18 protein-coding genes are annotated in these 17,099 nt (G+C 61.1%); 6 read left to right on the forward strand and 12 right to left on the reverse strand.

Annotation, left to right across the window (positions count from 1 at the left end):
* Window positions 1-118: 118 nt before the first annotated feature.
* Complete coding sequence (locus tag ACTJKS_RS13985) at window positions 119-874, reverse strand: COG4705 family protein (RefSeq protein ID WP_108183643.1); 756 nt, start codon at window positions 872-874, stop codon at window positions 119-121.
* A gap of 342 nt (window positions 875-1,216) precedes the next feature.
* Between ACTJKS_RS13985 and ACTJKS_RS13990 the strand changes: the two genes are divergently transcribed.
* Window positions 1,217-1,492, forward strand: coding sequence for a hypothetical protein (locus ACTJKS_RS13990; RefSeq protein WP_086791830.1), 276 nt, complete (start codon window positions 1,217-1,219; stop codon window positions 1,490-1,492).
* Window positions 1,493-1,746: 254 nt separating this feature from the next.
* Window positions 1,747-2,376 carry a flavin reductase family protein gene (locus tag ACTJKS_RS13995; protein ID WP_041068463.1) on the forward strand — a complete coding sequence of 210 codons (630 nt, stop codon included), beginning with the start codon at window positions 1,747-1,749 and terminating at the stop codon, window positions 2,374-2,376.
* Here the strand turns inward: ACTJKS_RS13995 and ACTJKS_RS14000 are convergent, their stop codons facing one another.
* Together ACTJKS_RS14000 and ACTJKS_RS14005 are read right to left on the reverse strand one after the other, a co-directional pair.
* The gene (locus tag ACTJKS_RS14000) at window positions 2,377-2,619 is read right to left on the reverse strand and encodes a hypothetical protein (RefSeq protein WP_007965872.1); all 243 of its coding nucleotides are present in this window, start codon (window positions 2,617-2,619) and stop codon (window positions 2,377-2,379) included.
* A gap of 43 nt (window positions 2,620-2,662) precedes the next feature.
* A complete protein-coding gene (locus tag ACTJKS_RS14005) occupies window positions 2,663-3,016 on the reverse strand; it encodes an antibiotic biosynthesis monooxygenase family protein (protein WP_027612495.1) in 354 nt (117 codons plus the stop codon).
* A 430-nt stretch (window positions 3,017-3,446) separates the two neighbouring features.
* On the opposite strand from ACTJKS_RS14005, the gene ACTJKS_RS14010 reads away from it, so the two are divergent.
* Window positions 3,447-4,376 (forward strand): AraC family transcriptional regulator, encoded by a 930-nt coding sequence (locus tag ACTJKS_RS14010; RefSeq protein WP_108183644.1) that lies wholly within the window; start codon window positions 3,447-3,449, stop codon window positions 4,374-4,376.
* A 124-nt stretch (window positions 4,377-4,500) separates the two neighbouring features.
* Here ACTJKS_RS14010 and ACTJKS_RS14015 read toward each other — a convergent pair whose 3' ends face one another.
* The 6 genes from ACTJKS_RS14015 to ACTJKS_RS14040 form a co-directional block, all read right to left on the reverse strand.
* On the reverse strand, window positions 4,501-5,556 hold the full coding sequence (locus tag ACTJKS_RS14015; protein WP_108183645.1) for an ABC transporter ATP-binding protein: 1,056 nt from the start codon (window positions 5,554-5,556) through the stop codon (window positions 4,501-4,503).
* A 13-nt stretch (window positions 5,557-5,569) separates the two neighbouring features.
* The gene (locus ACTJKS_RS14020; protein ID WP_108183646.1) at window positions 5,570-6,418 is read right to left on the reverse strand and encodes an ABC transporter permease; all 849 of its coding nucleotides are present in this window, start codon (window positions 6,416-6,418) and stop codon (window positions 5,570-5,572) included.
* A complete protein-coding gene (locus tag ACTJKS_RS14025) occupies window positions 6,415-7,323 on the reverse strand; it encodes an ABC transporter permease (RefSeq protein WP_108183647.1) in 909 nt (302 codons plus the stop codon). Before ACTJKS_RS14025 ends, ACTJKS_RS14020 begins: the two co-directional genes overlap by 4 nt.
* 156 nt (window positions 7,324-7,479) lie before the next feature.
* Window positions 7,480-8,583, reverse strand: coding sequence for an ABC transporter substrate-binding protein (locus ACTJKS_RS14030; RefSeq protein WP_027612490.1), 1,104 nt, complete (start codon window positions 8,581-8,583; stop codon window positions 7,480-7,482).
* A 217-nt stretch (window positions 8,584-8,800) separates the two neighbouring features.
* On the reverse strand, window positions 8,801-10,252 hold the full coding sequence (locus tag ACTJKS_RS14035) for an aldehyde dehydrogenase family protein (protein WP_108183648.1): 1,452 nt from the start codon (window positions 10,250-10,252) through the stop codon (window positions 8,801-8,803).
* Complete coding sequence (locus ACTJKS_RS14040) at window positions 10,249-11,886, reverse strand: 5-guanidino-2-oxopentanoate decarboxylase (protein ID WP_108183649.1); 1,638 nt, start codon at window positions 11,884-11,886, stop codon at window positions 10,249-10,251. The genes ACTJKS_RS14035 and ACTJKS_RS14040 overlap by 4 nt, the downstream gene beginning before the upstream one ends.
* A 225-nt stretch (window positions 11,887-12,111) precedes the next feature.
* Between ACTJKS_RS14040 and ACTJKS_RS14045 the strand changes: the two genes are divergently transcribed.
* The gene (locus ACTJKS_RS14045; RefSeq protein ID WP_041068447.1) at window positions 12,112-12,993 is read left to right on the forward strand and encodes a LysR substrate-binding domain-containing protein; all 882 of its coding nucleotides are present in this window, start codon (window positions 12,112-12,114) and stop codon (window positions 12,991-12,993) included.
* A gap of 87 nt (window positions 12,994-13,080) precedes the next feature.
* On the opposite strand, the gene ACTJKS_RS14050 is transcribed toward ACTJKS_RS14045, so the two are convergent.
* On the reverse strand, window positions 13,081-13,695 hold the full coding sequence (locus ACTJKS_RS14050) for an NAD(P)-dependent oxidoreductase (RefSeq protein ID WP_041068445.1): 615 nt from the start codon (window positions 13,693-13,695) through the stop codon (window positions 13,081-13,083).
* Between the two features lie 45 nt (window positions 13,696-13,740).
* The gene (locus ACTJKS_RS14055; protein WP_108183650.1) at window positions 13,741-14,619 is read right to left on the reverse strand and encodes an MBL fold metallo-hydrolase; all 879 of its coding nucleotides are present in this window, start codon (window positions 14,617-14,619) and stop codon (window positions 13,741-13,743) included.
* A gap of 114 nt (window positions 14,620-14,733) precedes the next feature.
* Between ACTJKS_RS14055 and ACTJKS_RS14060 the strand changes: the two genes are divergently transcribed.
* Both ACTJKS_RS14060 and ACTJKS_RS14065 read left to right on the forward strand, forming a co-directional pair.
* Complete coding sequence (locus ACTJKS_RS14060) at window positions 14,734-15,639, forward strand: LysR family transcriptional regulator (RefSeq protein WP_262948212.1); 906 nt, start codon at window positions 14,734-14,736, stop codon at window positions 15,637-15,639.
* A gap of 140 nt (window positions 15,640-15,779) precedes the next feature.
* A complete protein-coding gene (locus tag ACTJKS_RS14065) occupies window positions 15,780-15,956 on the forward strand; it encodes a hypothetical protein (protein WP_174376820.1) in 177 nt (58 codons plus the stop codon).
* Between the two features lie 135 nt (window positions 15,957-16,091).
* On the opposite strand, the gene ACTJKS_RS14070 is transcribed toward ACTJKS_RS14065, so the two are convergent.
* Window positions 16,092-16,976: a helix-turn-helix domain-containing protein gene (locus ACTJKS_RS14070; protein ID WP_095668431.1), complete on the reverse strand. Its 885-nt coding sequence runs from the start codon at window positions 16,974-16,976 to the stop codon at window positions 16,092-16,094.
* Between the last annotated feature and the right edge of the window lie 123 nt (window positions 16,977-17,099).

Below are 17,099 nucleotides of genomic sequence, written 5' to 3' on the forward strand. Positions count from 1 at the left end.
TGTGGTGGCCTCATCGCTGGCAAGCCAGCTCCCACAGGTTCAGGTGGTGCACACAGATTTGGTGAACATCACCGATCATTGTGGGAGCTGGCTTGCCGGCGATTGGGGCGACTCGGTATCAAGTCAACTCGGCAACCGGCGGCTTGCCATAACGCTTCTGCGCATACGACGCGCCGACAATCATCACCAGCAGAATCCCCGCCAACACCGCCGACGAGCCGATGGTGCCGAAGTCCAGACCACCCTTTTCATGGGATTTGGTCATCAGGTCGCCCAAGGTCGCACCGAACGGCCGGGTCAGCACGAACGCCACCCAGAACAACAGCACCCCCGAAATCTTCGTGAAGTATTTGAGTGCCACGACCACGGCAATGGTCGAGCCGATCAGCAGCGCGCCACCGGCAAAACCCAGGCCCGAATCATCGGCCAGGTAGTCGCCGAGCGCGGTCCCCAGGGTGTTGGAAAACAGAATCGCCATCCAGTAGAACATCTCGCCGCGGAAGGTTTGCACCTTGCTGACGTTCAGCGAATCGCCGCTCAGGCGCCAGGCCGCGAAGATCGCCAGAAGAATCGCAATCAGGATCATCGATCCGGTGGCGTAGCCCAGTTCAAGGGTGCGGTCCATGAAGTCGGACATGGTGGTGCCGGCGGTGCTGGTCGACAGAATCACGATCCAGTACAGCAGCGGCTTGTAGGTCTTGGCCATCAACTGGGTGATCAGGGTCAGCACGAACACGCTGATCAGGATCAGCGAGCTGAGGGCGTAACCGACGTTGAGGGTCATCGAGAGCAAATCCCCGGCGGTTTCCCCCAGGGTCGTCGCGCAGATTTTCATGACCCAGAACGCCAGGGTGATTTGAGGCAGTTTATTCATCGCAAGCAAAGCTCCAGAGTGAGACGGCCGGTTCTTGGTTTTCTGGCCGTGGGCAGACTGGCGTTGCACCGGTGAAAAACCGGTCGGGAATGTATGAAAAATCTGTCACACAGGCCGAAGGAGGCTATTAATTAGCGGTTAATGCATCTCCCGCATCCTGCACCTACCTGATCGATGACCTGCGCGGCGCTCGCTCTAACGACGAAAGCGAATTGAATGCGCCGCCCTTAATATCAAGTTAATCGATTGTTTTTAGCATTTATTTGCGCTTTTTAATCAATTTAGTTGGCGTAGCATTAGATCCAAGCAAGACACATCGCCAACGCATCTGGAGTAACTGACATGAAAACCAAACTGATCCTCGCCCTGACCCTGTCCGTATTGGCCGCCAACACTTTCGCTGCCGATGGTTCGGACAAAACCAAATCGGCCGACTTCATTTCCGGCGCCAGCGCCGCCATCGAAACCAGCCACTCGGGCACTTACGCCGCTGACGGTTTCGATAAAACCAACATCGGCAAAACCGTGGCCGCCGATGGCTTCGACAAGACCGGTACTGCCAACGCCATCGCGGCTGACGGCTTCGACAAGACCGGTACTGCTGCAGCCATCAGCTAAGTTTCAGCAGTCCATTCACAGCCCGGCCTCGGCCGGGCTTAGTCATTTCTGGGGCAGCACAATTTCTGAAATCCATACAAATCCCCTGTAGGAGCTGCCGAAGGCTGCGATCTTTTGATTTTGTTTTTAAGATCAAGATCAAAAGATCGCAGCCTTCGGCAGCTCCTACAGTGGGATCAGCGTTCGACTGGAAATACGCGGTGCGCTCTTACACTATGGCGTCTTTCAGATTGCCCTTTTGAGGAACTCCATCCATGTCCGATGACATCCACTTCTACGAACCGGCTCACGGCCACGGCCTGCCCCACGATCCGTTCAACGCCATCGTCGGCCCACGCCCCATCGGCTGGATTTCTTCGCAGGATGCCAATGGGCAGTTGAACCTGGCGCCTTACAGCTTCTTCAACGCGTTCAACTACATTCCGCCGATCATTGGTTTTTCCAGCGTCGGGCGCAAAGACAGCCTGAACAACATCGAGCAGACCGGCGAATTCGCCTGGAACCTCGCCACCCGGCCGCTGGCCGAGCAGATGAACCAGAGCTGCGCGATGGTCGCGCCGCAGGTCAACGAGTTTGAACTGGCGGGGCTGACGCCCGTGGCGTCGAAGGTGATTGCGGTGCCACGGGTCGCCGAAAGCCCGGTGTCCTTCGAGTGCAAGGTCACGCAGATCATCCAGTTGCAGCGCGCCGATGGCGAAACCGTGCCGAGCTGGCTGATTCTCGGCGAAGTGGTCGCCGTGCATATCGCCAAGTGGCTGTTGAAGGACGGGATCTACGACACCGCCGCGGCAGAACCGATTCTGCGCGGCGGCGGGCCGGCGGATTATTTCCAGTTGGGGCCTGAAGCCCTGTTCAAGATGTGGCGCCCGGGGGCGGTCAAATAACTACCAGATCAACTCGGCGTCATCAGTGACACCCTTGAGGCGATCCAGCTCATTGATGGCAGCCTCATCGGCAGCGATGGCGCCGGGGAACACCTGGTCACCCAGCAGTTTGTGAAAGCGTGGCGCACCGCCATCGACCAGGGCCTTGACCGCGATTGCCGCGTGGTAACCCTTGTTGCCGCCCAACTCGACGGGGACGACTGCGGAGACTGCTTCGAAGTGTTCGAACTCTTTACGTGCCATGGCACACATCCTGGCTCAGACCAATAAGCCGGACATTAAACCCTCAACCGGCGAGTTTGTGTATCGGTGCCGGACATTGTCCGAGCGCCTGCGCCGCCGACACCTCTTTGAAGGTGTGGAAATCCAGGCTGTTGACCACCAGGTCCTGGACCAGCTCGGCAAAGATCTGCATCGACGGGCTATTGAAATACGCAGTCATTGCCTGTTGATGGCTCCAGAAACCGGAGACCAGCCACAGTTCCGGATCGCATTGCGAATGCTGCAAGGCGAAGTTCAGGCAACCGGGGGCGTTGCGTGACGGTTCGATCAAGGCACTGAGGCGCACACCCAGTTCGGCGGAGCGGCCGGCGCGCGCTCGAACGAAGGCCATATGACTGACGGGAATCTGCTTGGACATGTTCAACCCTCCCAGGGAGTCGCGTGGCAGCCGGGGGACGGGCTGCGACAGGATCCAAGGTTAAGGGCCGCGCGCAAGGCGCCGTTAGTCGATTCCTGCCGCTGCGTTGCACAATCCTGCGAGACTGCATAAACGACTGGCAACCACCGCTAAAACCTTGTCACACCGCTGTCATACGAGTTTTGTGTAGGAGCTGCCGAAGGCTGCGATCTTTTGATTTTTGTTTTTAAAATCAAAAGATCGCAGCCTTCGGCAGCTCCTACAGGGGGATTTGACCGCAGGCACTGCGCGTCGGATGCAGGCTGATCGCGGCGGCACAAAACCAGCCGATGCAGAATCAGGCAAGCATTTGACAGGATGTGTCTACCGCTGGCGCTTGCACAAATATAGGCTCTGCCCCATTCCACCGTTTTAGCAGAGGATGCCGCGCATGACGTCATTCGATCGTTTCCAGTCCCCGCCCGATGCCGACATGGAAAAACAGCGTGCGGAGCTCGCGGCGATCATCCGCCGCAACACCACCGACGACGGCAGTTACCAGACCGCCATCGGCTCGCTGTTCATGTCGCGCCATACCCAGTCCCATGACTTCGCCCCGGTGCTCGCGCAACCGGCGTTGTGCATCATGGCCCAGGGCCGCAAAGAGGTGCGCCTGGCCGATGAGTTCTTCAATTACGACCCGCTGAATTACCTGGTGGTCTCGGTCTCGATGCCGCTCAGCGGGCGGGTGGTGAATGTCTCGCCGGAGGAGCCGATCCTCGCCGTGCGCCTGGACATCGACCCCGCGGAAATCACTGCACTGATCGCCGACGCCGGCCCCATGGGCGTGCCGACCCGACCGACCGGGCGTGGCCTGTATGTGGAAAAGATCGACAGCGCGATGCTCGACGCGGTGTTGCGTCTGGCGCGACTGCTGGATGCGCCGAAAGACATTGCCATGCTCGCGCCACTGATTCGCCGGGAGATTCTTTATCGCCTGCTGCGCAGTCCGCAGGGCCATCGCCTGTATGAAATCGCGATTGCCAACAGTCAGAGCCATCGCATCAGCCAGGCGATCAAATGGCTCAACGGCAACTTCGAACAACCGCTGCGCATTGATGATCTGGCGAAAGAAGTGAACCTCAGCGTCTCGACCTTGCATCACCGTTTCAAGGCGATGACCGCGATGAGTCCGCTGCAGTATCAGAAGCAATTGCGCCTGCAAGAGGCGCGGCGTCTGATGCTGGCCGAAGGGCTGGAAGCGTCGGCGGCGGGCTATCGCGTGGGCTATGAAAGCCCGTCGCAGTTCAGCCGCGAGTACAGCCGCTTGTTTGGTGCGCCGCCGTTAAGGGATCTGGCGCGGTTGCGGCAGTCGGTCTGATCCGGACTTGGCGTTGCTGCATCTGGCGCTTTCGCGAGCAGGCTCGCTCCCNGAGGAACGCGTTTCCAAATGTGGGAGCGAGCCTGCTCGCGAAGAGGCCAGCGAGGCCAACATCAAATCCGGATCAAGCCCCCAACACTCGACACGCCTCGCTCGGCAATGTCACCGACACCGGATGCCCGATCCCCAAACCGATCCCCTGACACGGCGTGCTCAACGCGGTGAAACTCACCCCGGAACACTCCACCGTGGTCTCGATGGTCGCGCCAATATCACGCACAAACGTCACCTTGCCGAGCAAGCGATTGCCCGCCGTCGCCTGTGGTGCGGACAGTTGCAGGTCTTCCGGACGAATCAGCATCTTTACCTTCTGCCCCGCCTCGATGCTGCCGCAGATCGGCACTTGCAGCGCATCACCGCCCGGCAGGCTGACTTTGCCGTCGCCCAGCGCCGTGGCCGGAAAGATGTTGCCCGAACCGATGAAGTCGGCGACGAACTCGTTGGCCGGGTGCCGATAGATTTCGATCGGCGTGCCCACCTGCTGCACCTTGTGCTCGCCGAGCACCACGACGATGTCGGCCATGGTCATGGCTTCGCGCTGATCATGGGTGACCATGATCGTGGTGATGTTCAAGCGCTGCTGCAACTGGCGGATTTCCACCTGCATCGACTCGCGCAACTTGGCGTCCAGCGCCGACAGCGGTTCGTCGAGCAGGAGGATTTTCGGCCGCGAGGCGATGGCCCGGGCAATCGCCACCCGCTGTCGTTGCCCGCCGGAGAGTTTCGCCACCGGCCGGTCGATCATCGCTTGCAACTGGATCAGCTCCAGCAACTCCACTACCCGCGTCTGTTGCTCGGCCTTGCTCACGCCGCGCAGTTTCAGCGGGTAGGCGATGTTCTCGCCAACGGTCATGTGCGGAAACAGCGCCAGCGACTGGAACACCATGCCGAAGTTGCGCAGGTGCGCCGGGGTGTGGCCGATGTTCTCGCCGTCGAGGCGAATCTCGCCGCCGGTGAGGGTTTCCAGCCCGGCGATCATCCGCAACAAGGTGGTTTTGCCGCAGCCCGACGGGCCAAGAAAACACACCAGTTTGCCTTCCGGCAAATGCAGGTTGACGTCCTGTACCGCGCACGCCGAGCCGTAGAATTTCTCGACGTTTTCCAGAATCAGACCAGTCATGTTGCACCTCAAATCAAAAGGAAACGCCGCCCTCGCCCACCAGCTTCTCCAGCGCCCAGATCAGGACGAAGTCGATCAGCACGATCAGCACGGCAAACGAGAACACGGTAGGGTCGAGCGATGACACGGTGCGGCTGTACATCCAGATCGGCACGGTCATGACGTCGATGGTGTAGAGGAAATAGGTCACGGTGAATTCGTTGAACGAGACGATGAACGCCAGCAGCATCCCCGCCAGAATCCCCGACTTCATCAACGGCACCACCACATCGACAATCGCCCGCAGCGGTGAAGCGCCGAGCATCCGCGCCGCCTCTTCGACTTCACTGCCGATGGAGAGCATCGCGGCGGTGCAGTTTTTCACCACGAATGGCAGCGCCAGAATCACGTGGGCAATCACCAGCCGCGAGGTGGTCAGGTGAAACGGCAGGCTGTCGAACACCAGCAGCAAGGCCAGGCCCAACACCACCATCGGAAACACCAGCGGCAACGACATCAGTTGCAGCGCCACGGCTTTGCCACGGAACTCGCAGCGGGTCAGCGCATAGGCGGCGGGCACCGCGATCAGCGTGGCGAAGACCATGGTCAGGCACGACACCAGCAGGCTGGTGGCCATGGCCTGGCCGAGGCTCAGCACGTCGCTGGCGTCCGGCGAAACGAAGGTGTGCCAGGCCGCCTTGTACCATTGCAGGCTGTAGCTGCTCGGCGGGAAGTCGAGGTTCGATGCACCACTGAACGACATGACGATCATGGTCAGGATCGGCAACACCGCCAGCAGCAGAATGACCCCGGAAAGGATCCCGGCGAACTTGCCGGTGTCGCCGGGCAGCAGCGCCATGCGCTTGTTGGTCAGGGTACTCATTGCGAAGCCTCCAGCAGGCGCCGACGACGGCCGGTGATGTATTCGGACAGGGTCATGATCGCCAGCGTGGTGACGATCAGCACCACCCCGGCCGCCGATGCGGCGGGCCAGTTCATCAGCGGCGCGATCTGGTCATGCACCATCACCGCGAGCATCGGCACACGGCGACCACCGAGCAGCAACGGCACGACAAAACTGCTGGCGTTGTAGGCGAACACCAGCGTCGCCCCGGTGATGATCCCCGGCAGACTCATCGGCAACACCACCTGACGGAACACCTGAAAACGACTGGCTCCCAAGGTAGCGGCGGCCTCTTCGTAGGTGCGCGCAACACCGCGCATGGCGCTGGCAATCGGCAGCACGGCCAATGGAAACGCGGTCTGCACCAAGCCCATGAGCACACCGTTCTGGTTGTACAGCAACATGATCGGGCGCTTGATCAGGCCCAGGCCCATCAGCGTCTGGTTGAGCATCCCGCCCGGGCCGAGAATCACCAGCCAGCCGTAGCTTTGCAGCAGCAGGTTGACCAGCAGCGGCAACAACACCGCCGCGAGAAAGATCCGCCGCACGAACGGCGAGGTCAGCCGCGACATGGTGTACGCCACCGGGATCGCCAGCAGCACGGCGATCACCGCGCTGATCAACGCCAGACGCAGGGTCAGCAGCAGGGATTTCAGGTAATAGGGTTCGAGCAACTGCGCGTAGCTGGCGAGGCTGAACCCGCTCCACTCCGCGCCTTTAGTGCCGACGCTCATGCGTAGCACCAGCAGGCTGGCGGCGATCAGCACACCGAGAAACAGCATCGACGGCGTGAGGAAAAACCACGCCCGGGCGGTCGGCGAAATACCGCGCGCCGGGCGCACGTCACCTGCGTCGACCGGTTGGGTCAGGGATTGATGTTCCATAGCAATGATCTCGTCAATGGAAAGCCAAACAACACATCCCTGTAGGAGCTGCCGAAGGCTGCGATCTTTTGATCTTGCTGTTGATCCTCATCTGCGCAAAGAAGATCAAAGGCAAAAGATCGCAGCCTTCGGCAGCTCCTACAGGAGGTGTTAGGGTCAGGAAGAAAAGATTTCCGTATAACGACGAATCCATTGGTCATGCACGGTCGCCAGGAAGGCGTTGTCGTGCATGATCGCCTTCTCGGCAATCTGCTCCGGGGTGAGGATGTACGGGCTCTTGCGCGCTTCGGCGGAGATGATCGCCTTGGCGTTGACCGGGCCGTTGAAGATGTCTTCGGCCATCTTGCCCTGCACCAGCGGGTCGAGAGAGTGATCGATGAAGGCGTAGGCCAGGTCGGTGTCGCCCGGACGGTTCTTCGGCATCACCGAGAGCATCAGGTCGGTGTAGAAACCTTCCTTCATGCCAAACGTGGCACCGAGGCCGTAGTTCGGATCGCGGATCTGCTTGGGGAAGAATGCCGGGGCGTACAAGCCGCCCATGTCCAGGGACCCGGTGCGGAACAGCTCGGCGATCTGGTTCGGGTTCTCGCCGAGGGTGACCACGCGATCCTTGAGCTCGGCGAGTTTCTTGAAGCCCGGCTCGATGTTGTGTTCATCACCACCGGCGAGTTTCGCGGCGATGATGATCAGGTCCATCGCCTCGGTCCAGTTCGGCGGCGGCAGGAAAATGTTCGGCGCCAGATCGGCATCCCACAGCGCGGCGTAACTGTCTGGAGCCTGTTTGAGGGTACGGGTGCTGTAGACCAGACTGTTGCACCACAGCAGGTAACCGATGCCGTGCCCGTTGGCGCCGGTGCGGTATTTTTCCGGTACGTCGATCAGGTTTGGAATCCGGTTGAGGTCGGGTTTTTCCAGCAGTCCGGCGGCGGCCAGACCTTCGGCGCCAACCCCGGCCAGGGTGATGATGTCGTACTGCGGACGGTCACCGCCGGCCTTGAGTTTGGCGACCATTTCCGAGGTGCTGCCGGTGCGGTCGGCAATGACCTTGGCGCCGGTCTTGGCCTCGAACGTGGCGGCGATGTTGCGCAGTGCGGCGAGGCCGGTGTCATCCGACCAGGTCAGCAAACGCAGGGTCTTGCCGGCAAACCGTGTGTCGCTGGCGCTGGCCCGGATGAAGGGCATGCTCAGGGCCGCCGCCGCTACCGAGGCGACGCCGACGGTTTTAATGAATTGACGCCTGTTCAGATCATGCTCGCCCATGAAGGACTCCCTTTGTTCTTTTAAGTATGAGGTTGGTCGCAACCGTTGCATCCGCGCGGCCGGATCCGCTGCAGGCCTTGTATTAAAAGGCCTGCAGCGCTGCCGACGGGTTCATCCTGAGGTCGTGCAATACACCTGACTATCGATAAAAACTCATCGAAGCCATGACACCGACGCATGCCTCGTTGCGAGGCATGCATTCACCGTTTTCGGGCGCTCAGAGCGCCCGGATCACGTGTTTGATTTCCTGAAACGCGGCCAGGCCCCACGGCCCCAATTCGCGGCCGATGCTGCTCTGCTTGTAGCCGCCCCACGCCGTCTGCGGGAAGATCACTTGCGGCGCGTTGAGCCATACAAGCCCCGCCTGCAGGGCGTTGGCGACGCGGTCGGCGGTCTCGGCGTTACGCGTCACCACACTGGCGACCAGCCCGAACTGGCTGTCGTTGGCCAGGGCAATCGCCTCGGCTTCGCTGCTGAAACTGCGCACGCAGAGCACCGGGCCAAAGATCTCTTCACACCACAACGCACTGTCGAGGGGCACGTCGGTGAACACTGTCGGCTGCAAAAAATAGCCGCGTGGCAGATCCGCCGGACGATTACCGCCGCACACCAGCTTCGCTCCGGCACTCAAACCGCGATCGATATGGCCGAGCACGCGCTGGTATTGCGCCTGATTGACCAGCGCGCCCATCTCCACGTCCGGGTCGAAAGGATCGGCCACGCGAATCGCTTGCGCGCGCTTTTGCAGACGCTCAAGAAATTCATCGGCCAGTTCATCGGCGACCAGCACGCGACTGGTGGCTGAGCACATCTGCCCGGCATTGAAGAAACCGCCGCCGCAAGCCAGTTCCACGGCCAGTTCCAGATCGGCATCTTCGAGCACCAGCAGCGAAGATTTGCCACCCAGCTCCAGGCTCACGCCCTTCACGGTTTCGGCGGCACGCTGCATCACTTGCACGCCGACAGCGTTGCTGCCGGTGAAGGAAATTTTCGCGATGCGCGGATCCGCCGACAGCGGTGCCCCCACCGCCAGACCGGTGCCGCAGACCAGGTTGAACACGCCGTCGGGCAGACCGGATTCAGCGATGATCGCCGCCAGTTCCAGCTCCGGCAGCGGCGTGACTTCCGACGGTTTGAGCACCACACAGCAACCGGCGGCCAAGGCCGGTGCGAGCTTCCACGCAGTGGTGACCATCGGAAAATTCCACGGCACGATCAGCCCGACCACACCGCACGGTTCACGGCGCAGACGCGCACTGAAATCGTCGCTGGGCAGCGCCACGTTGCTGTCGAGTTGTGCGTCGAGGCCTTCGGCCAAACCGGCGTAATACTCGAAGGTGGCGATCACATCATCGACGTCGATGGCCGCTTCGAACTGTGGCTTGCCGTTGTTGCTCGACTGCAACTTCATCAAGTGGTCACGCCCGTTGCGCACACCGTTGGCAATGTTGCGCAGGATCGCGCCGCGTTCGGCACCGCTGGTTTTCGACCAGTTCTTGAACGCTGCAGTGGCCGCGCTGACGGCCAGATCAACCGCGCGTTCATCGCCGCCATTGACCGTGGTCAGCAGTGCTTCGGTGGCCGGGTTGATCACCCGCAGGTGCTCACGCCCGGCGGACCATTGACCATTGATGTACAGACCATCGAGGGTGGTTGGGAAGTTGATCATTGGGCCACCGCCTGCATCCATTGGCTCTGGTCGATTTCGATCACGGTCGGGCCTTGGCGGTCAGTCGCCGCACGCAGCGCGCCACGCAATTGCTCAACCGAGCTGATCGCTTCAGCGGCGCAGCCCAGGGCCTTGGCGACGCCGATGAAATCCGGGGTGTAGATATCGACGCCGACCGGCTCGATGGCGCGGTTGACCATGTATTTCTTGATCTCTTCGTAACCCTGGTTATTCCACAGCAGCACGATAACTGGCGTGCGCGCTTCAACCGCGCTGGCCAGTTCCGGCAGGGTGAACTGCAAGCCGCCATCGCCGATCAGGCAGACCACCGGCGGACGAGCGCCGCCCTCGACGTTGCCGCCAAGCCACGCGCCAATCGCCGCCGGCAGGGCGTAACCGAGGGTGCCGTAACCGGTGGACGAGTTGAACCAGCGCCGTGGTCGTTCCGGGTTGAAGGTGAGGTTGCCGGTGTACACCGGTTGCGTGGAGTCGCCGACGAACACCGCGTCCGGCAACTCGTGCAGCACGGTTTCCAGAAAACGGGTCTGGGCCAGTGTTGGTGCATCCCAGGTCGCGGCCAGCTCATCGCGCAGACGCGCTGCCCGCACCTGGCCCCAATCGTTGCACCGCTCGGCCAGCGCCTGCTGCGACAGCGCACCGAGCAGCGCTTGCGCAGCGTTGCGCGAGTCGGCGACCAAGGCCACGTGCGGCGGATAGTTGCGCACGGTCTGATCGGCGTCGATGTCGATGCGCAGCAACTTGCCGGGAATCTCGAAGCCGCCGGCGAAGGTCACGTCGTAATCGGTTTCCGCCAGTTCGGTACCGATCGCCAGCACCACGTCGGCATCGGCCACCAGCGCGCGGGTCGCGACCAGGCTTTGTGTCGAGCCGATCAGCAGCGGATGGCTGGTCGGCAACATGCCTTTGGCATTAATGGTCAGCGCCACCGGGGCGTCGAGCAACTCGGCCAGTTCGGTGAGTTCGGCGGCGGCATCGATGGCCCCGCCACCGGCGAGAATCAGCGGACGCTGAGCGCCGGCCAGCAGTTCGCTCATGCGCCGTACGGCAGCCGGTGCAGCCCCGGCGCGGTCAATATTCACCGGAACGCTGGCGAGCAGTTCATCAGCCTCTTCCACCAGCACGTCCAGCGGAATCTCGATGTGCACCGGACGCGGACGCCCGGCCTGAAACAGTGCGAAAGCACGGGCCAGCACGGCCGGCAATTCTGCCGCCGACATCAAAGTGTGGGAGAACGCCGCGACGCCGCCGACCAGCGCGCTCTGGTTCGGCAACTCGTGGAGCTTGCCGCGACCGCCGCCCAACTGGCTGCGGGTCTGCACGCTGGAGATCACCAGCATCGGGATCGAGTCGGCGTAAGCCTGGCCCATCGCGGTGGTGATGTTGGTCATGCCCGGACCGGTGATGATGAAGCACACCCCCGGTTTGCCGCTGGTGCGCGCGTAGCCGTCGGCCATGAAACCGGCGCCCTGTTCATGCCGTGGGGTGACATGGTTGATGCTCGAACGGGCCAGCCCGCGATACAGCTCCACGGTGTGCACCCCGGGAATGCCGAACACCTGCTCGACCCCGTAATCCTCGAGTAACTTGACCAGTACTTCGCCACACGTCGCCATGTCGATTGCCCTTCTGTCAGCTAAAAACACAGATCCCGTGTGGGAGCGAGCCTGCTCGCGAAAGCGCTGGATCAGCCAACATCAATGCTGAATGTGAAACAGCCTTCGCGAGCAGGCTCGCTCCCACATGATCTGAACATGGGCTCATTGAACGGGCGGCAGGTAGCGGCAACAATCGATTAAAAGTCATACTAGCCATGTCCTCACGTCATACCTTGGATCCACATGAAACGACTGCCTCCCCTGCCCGCCCTGCACACGTTTCTGATCACTGCGCAGTGCTGCAACTTCACCCGGGCGGCCGAGCAGTTGCACATCACCCAGGGCGCCGTGAGCCGGCAGATCGCCGGGCTGGAAGATCATCTGGGGTATGAGCTGTTCATCCGTCTGGCCCGAGGCCTGGAGCTGACCGCCGAAGGACGCGAATGGCTGCCACGGGTGGAAAAGATCTTCGGGTTGATCAGCGAGGCCACCGAGCAGATCGGGCGCAAGCGTCAGACCCTGCAACTCAAGGCGCCCAGCTGCGTGATGCGCTGGCTGGTGCCGCGCCTGTTGCAATGGCAAAAGGAACGCCCGGACGTACCGGTCAAACTGACCACCACGCTGGCCCACGGTGTCGACTTCCAGCGCGAGCAGTTTGATGCGGCGGTGATCTACGGCACGCCGCCGGACAACTCATCCACTGCCCTGCATTTGTTCGATGAGCAACTGACGCCGGTCTGTTCGCCTGCGTTATTGAAAGGCCCACCGGTGCTGAGCGAACCGGCCGATCTGCAACAGCATCTGCTATTGCATCCGACCCGCGATACGCAGGATTGGACGGTGTGGCTGACGGCGGCCGAATTGCAGTTGAACAACGTCAACACGGGCCAGCATTTCGAGACGCTGGATCAGGCGATGTCGATGGCGTCCCACGGGACGGGTGTGGCAATTGGCGACTGGTCGTTGATCGGCGACGACCTGCGCGCCGGGCGGCTGGTGATGCCGTTTGAGCTGAAGGTGAAAACGGGGCTGGGTTACTACGTGGTGATGCCGCAGGGTGCAGGGGCGTCGCCGCAGCTGGAAGAACTGATGATCTGGCTGGTGGAGCAGGCGCACACCCGCTGAAACACCACATTCCCCTGTAGGAGCTGCCGCAGGCTGCGATCTTTTGATCTTGTNCCTGCGGCAGCTCCTACAGGGGGCGTTTGCAGGTCAGTAGCCGACGGTAAACCGCTGACGCGAATGCTTCGGCGTTTCCACTTCGTCAATCAACGCAATCGCGTAGTCGGCGAAGGTGATCCAGCTGCGACCTTCGGCACTCACCAGCAAGTGATCCTTGCCGACGCGGAAGCTGCCGGTGCGCTCACCTTCGACAAACTCGGCCGATGGCGAGAGGAAGGTCCAGTCCAGTTCCTTCTCCTGACGCAAGGCATCGAGAAACGCTGCCCCGGCGCTGGCCTCGGCTTTGTACTCGGCCGGGAAACCGGCGCTGTCGATCACTCGGGTGTCATCCGGCAGCAGCAGCGAACCGGCACCACCGACCACCAGCAGACGCTTCACCCCCGCCTGCTTCACCGGGCCAACCACGGCACTGGCCGGTACCGTGGCGAAATGCGCAGCGCTGATCACCACGTCGTGACCGGCGACGGCGGCTTGCAGCGCTGCCGAATCCAGCACATCGACATTCTTGCTGACCACACCGGCACGTGTGCCGATCTTCGAGGTGTCGCGGGCGATGGCGGTGACACTATGGCCACGACGCAGGGCTTCTTCCAGCAGTTGGCTACCGGCACGACCGGTGGCACCAATGATTGCGATCTTGCTCATGACATTCTCCAGTTGGCTTGAGAGTGCTGCGTTTTCAGAATCGGCTTACCACTGCATTTCGCCCTTGGCGACTTTGGCGCTCAGCTCCAGCGAGCTTTCTTCGCCGAGTGTCGGGTAGCGTTTTTGCATGGCCTTGATCAGTGCGGCGGAATCCTTGGCCTTGGCGGTTTCTTCGTCGAAAGCCTTAATGTAGTCGGCGGTGAATTTCACGCTGGCCAGCGAGCGGCTGCTCTCGCCCAGAAAGTGACCGGGCACCACGGTTTTCGGCTTCAGGGTTTCAATCGAATGCAGGGTTTGCAGCCAGTCGGCGTGGGATTGCGCAGTCTGGGTATCAGCCATCCACACATGAATGTTCTCTGCGACCACAACACCACCGACCACCGCCTTGAGCGACGGAATCCACACGAAGCTGCGATCCGGTTGTTTGCCTTCAAGACCGACCACCTGCAGCTTCTGCCCCTCGAGCATCAGGCTGTCGCCCTTGAGCACGCCCGGCACGATGGTTTTGGCCGGTACGTCGGCGCCCATTTTCGGGCCCCAGAAGGCGAGTTTGCCGGCGACGGTTTTGTTGATGTGATCAACGGTCGGCTGCGACGCCAGGACCTCGGCGTCGGGGAAGGCCTGGGTCAGGGTGTCGAGGCCGAAGTAGTAATCCGGGTCACCGTGGCTGATGTAAATGGTGGTCAGGTGTTTGCCGCTGGCGCGAATCTTTTCCACCACCTGTTCGGCCTGGGCCTTGCCGAATTGCGCGTCGACCAGAATCGCGTCTTTCTCGCCGCTGACCAGCACCGAGGTCACCGGGAAGATCGCGTTGGTGCCCGGGTTGTAAACGTCCAGGGTCAGGTTGGCGGCAGCGGCATGGGCCGCAAAACCGAGGGTGGCGGTGGCCAGCAAAACGCGCTTGAGGGTGGTGAAGCCGATCATCTGTTGCTCCGTGATCCGAATGCCGTGTTTGGCGATGGGACAGAGCTTAGTTGCCTGACTCGGTACAAAAAATGCGATGCTTGAACATAGTTTGTTTCTGAAAGCGGGCAAATCATGGATCGTCTTCAAGCAATGCGCGTGTTTGTCACGGTGGTGGATCTGGGCAGCCAGTCGGCAGCCGCCGATCATCTGGACCTGTCACGGCCGGTGGTGTCGCGCTATCTGGCGGAGCTGGAAGACTGGGTCGGCGCGCGTCTGATGCACCGCACCACGCGCAAATTGAGCCTAACCACCGCCGGCAGCGAAATCCTGCCGCGCTGCCGACAGATGCTCGAACTCTCAAGCGATATGCAGGCCGCTGTCAGCGAACCCCACGATGCGCCGCGCGGACTGCTGCGCATCAGTGTCAGCACCTCGTTTGGCCAAGCACAACTGGCCGATGCCATGGCGGCGTACGTCAAGCGCTACCCCGGGGTCAGCATCGATCTGCAAATGCTCGACCGCACGGTGAATCTGGTGGATGAACGCATCGATCTGGCGATCCGCACCAGCAATGACCTGGACCCGAACCTGATCGCCCGGCGCCTGACGGTGTGCCGTTCGGTCGTCTGCGCCGCGCCCGCCTACTTGCGCGAAAACCCGCCGCCGCAACGGGTCGAGGACCTGAGCCGGCACAACTGTCTGACGCATTCGTATTTCGGCAAGAGCCTGTGGCATTTCGAAGAGGACGGCGAACCGGTGTCGGTGCCGGTGCAAGGCAACATCAGCGCCAACGAGGCCAGCACGTTGCTGCGCGCGACCCTGGCCGGTGCGGGCGTGGCGATGCTGCCGACCTATCAGGCCGGGGTGCATGTGCATGCCGGAGAACTGGTGCGTCTGCTGCCGGATGCCGAACCACGGCAGATGAACATCTACGCGGTGTACGCCTCGCGCAAGCACATGCCGGCGGCGCTGCGCAGCATGCTGGATTTTCTGGTGCAACGGTTTCCCGAGCATCCAGAGTGGGATGTGGGGTTGTAGAAAAGCAAAAGATCGCAGCCCGCGGCAGCCCCTACAGAGGAAATGCATTCCAAATGTAGGAGCTGCCGCAGGCTGCGATCTTTTGATCTTGTTCTATGCTGAAAGTAATACCGCAGGGTATGCGTTCAGAGGTCTACGCCATGAACATCAGAACAAGAAGGTACTTCGCGATCTTCATCACCTGCGCCGCCACGCTGGCGCTGTACGGCACTGCGGCCTGGCGGGTCGAGCAACTGCGACAACTGCCCCGCGATTATGCGAGCTGCAATTTCGAGCGTTGTATTCCGCACAATGCGACGCTGAACGCATTGCGCTGATTGACCTGAGCTGGAATGCGGTCCTGTGGGAGCGAGCCTGCTCGCGAAAGCGGTGTGTCAGCCAACAACAATGCTGAATGAAAAACCGTCTTCGCGAGCAGGCTCGCTCCCACAGGGATTTGTGGTGGCACAGATTTACTGTTCGGCCTTCAGCCGGTCGCGAAACGCCTTTGGCGAAATCCCCACCCTGCGCCGGAACAGGCGCGTGAAGTTGGTCGGATCGGAAAACCCCAACAGCTCCGACATCTCGTAAATGGTCATGCTGGTGTAGGTCAGCAAACGTTTGGCTTCCAGTAACTGGCGTTCGTGCATGATCTGCAGCGCTGGCTGCCCTGCCAGCTCCCGGCAAGTACCGTTGAGGTGTGACACCGAAATCCCCAAGCGATGCGCCAGGTCTTCGACCTTCACATGCTGGCGGTACGTCTCCTCCACCAATTGAATGAACCCATTGAGGTATTCGCGCTGGCGTTGTGGGCGCTGACTGGCGTTATGGCGCACGATCGCCTGACGGCTGACCCAGACCATGATCACGCTGACCAGCGAATGCATGAGCATTTCCCGCGCGGGTTGATGGCCGTTGTATTCGGCCTGCAATGCTGAAAACAGACTGTGCAGGTACTGCGCATCCTTGCCCGCCGGATAGTGCTCGGCCTGCGCCAGGGCATGCACCGAATTGCCCAGTTGCGCCTGCAGGTGGTTGATCAACGGATTGGCGAGGGTAACGACGAAACCTTCGACGTCCTCGGAAAAACGAAAGCCATGCACCGATAACGGGGGCAGGACTTGAATCGCGGGTTCGTTGAGCTGCGTGCGTTGACCTTCGATTTCAAGCTCTGCCTGACCTTTGAAAACGAAGAGTAACTGGCACAAATCGGCGTGGCGGTGGGGTTTGATTTCCCATTGATGTTCGCGACTGCGTTTGGAAATGGTTTCACAGTGCAGCAAGTCAGGGGTCGGCCAGTCCAGGCTTTCACCGTAGAGCTTGAACACCGGAATCGAAGGCAGGTCAGGCTTGTTCATCACTTCAATCCAGGCCTCGAGGTTTGCGGGCGATAATCGCACCGATTGGCAGAATGTACAGGTATCGGCTCAGTTTTCACCTTCAATTGACAGACCCGCAAGGGAAAAATGCAAGCACTCGAT

Origin of the sequence: Pseudomonas sp. 22189, from assembly GCF_052045635.1 — a bacterium.
Taxonomy (GTDB): domain Bacteria; phylum Pseudomonadota; class Gammaproteobacteria; order Pseudomonadales; family Pseudomonadaceae; genus Aquipseudomonas; species Aquipseudomonas parakoreensis.

What these genes read in the sequence shown, in the direction of transcription:
- ACTJKS_RS14015 (WP_108183645.1), bottom strand. Translation starts at nt 5,556, where the DNA reads ATGACTGGTCTGATTCTGGAAAACGTCGAGAAATTCTACGGCTCGGCG.
- ACTJKS_RS14060 (WP_262948212.1), top strand. Translation starts at nt 14,734, where the DNA reads ATGGATCGTCTTCAAGCAATGCGCGTGTTTGTCACGGTGGTGGATCTG.
- ACTJKS_RS14035 (WP_108183648.1), bottom strand. Translation starts at nt 10,252, where the DNA reads ATGATCAACTTCCCAACCACCCTCGATGGTCTGTACATCAATGGTCAA.
- ACTJKS_RS13985 (WP_108183643.1), bottom strand. Translation starts at nt 874, where the DNA reads ATGAATAAACTGCCTCAAATCACCCTGGCGTTCTGGGTCATGAAAATC.
- ACTJKS_RS14000 (WP_007965872.1), bottom strand. Translation starts at nt 2,619, where the DNA reads ATGGCACGTAAAGAGTTCGAACACTTCGAAGCAGTCTCCGCAGTCGTC.
- ACTJKS_RS14040 (WP_108183649.1), bottom strand. Translation starts at nt 11,886, where the DNA reads ATGGCGACGTGTGGCGAAGTACTGGTCAAGTTACTCGAGGATTACGGG.
- ACTJKS_RS13990 (WP_086791830.1), top strand. Translation starts at nt 1,217, where the DNA reads ATGAAAACCAAACTGATCCTCGCCCTGACCCTGTCCGTATTGGCCGCC.
- ACTJKS_RS14020 (WP_108183646.1), bottom strand. Translation starts at nt 6,418, where the DNA reads ATGAGTACCCTGACCAACAAGCGCATGGCGCTGCTGCCCGGCGACACC.
- ACTJKS_RS14005 (WP_027612495.1), bottom strand. Translation starts at nt 3,016, where the DNA reads ATGTCCAAGCAGATTCCCGTCAGTCATATGGCCTTCGTTCGAGCGCGC.
- ACTJKS_RS14030 (WP_027612490.1), bottom strand. Translation starts at nt 8,583, where the DNA reads ATGGGCGAGCATGATCTGAACAGGCGTCAATTCATTAAAACCGTCGGC.
- ACTJKS_RS14025 (WP_108183647.1), bottom strand. Translation starts at nt 7,323, where the DNA reads ATGGAACATCAATCCCTGACCCAACCGGTCGACGCAGGTGACGTGCGC.
- ACTJKS_RS14045 (WP_041068447.1), top strand. Translation starts at nt 12,112, where the DNA reads ATGAAACGACTGCCTCCCCTGCCCGCCCTGCACACGTTTCTGATCACT.
- ACTJKS_RS14010 (WP_108183644.1), top strand. Translation starts at nt 3,447, where the DNA reads ATGACGTCATTCGATCGTTTCCAGTCCCCGCCCGATGCCGACATGGAA.
- ACTJKS_RS13995 (WP_041068463.1), top strand. Translation starts at nt 1,747, where the DNA reads ATGTCCGATGACATCCACTTCTACGAACCGGCTCACGGCCACGGCCTG.
- ACTJKS_RS14070 (WP_095668431.1), bottom strand. Translation starts at nt 16,976, where the DNA reads ATGAACAAGCCTGACCTGCCTTCGATTCCGGTGTTCAAGCTCTACGGT.
- ACTJKS_RS14050 (WP_041068445.1), bottom strand. Translation starts at nt 13,695, where the DNA reads ATGAGCAAGATCGCAATCATTGGTGCCACCGGTCGTGCCGGTAGCCAA.
- ACTJKS_RS14055 (WP_108183650.1), bottom strand. Translation starts at nt 14,619, where the DNA reads ATGATCGGCTTCACCACCCTCAAGCGCGTTTTGCTGGCCACCGCCACC.
- ACTJKS_RS14065 (WP_174376820.1), top strand. Translation starts at nt 15,780, where the DNA reads ATGAACATCAGAACAAGAAGGTACTTCGCGATCTTCATCACCTGCGCC.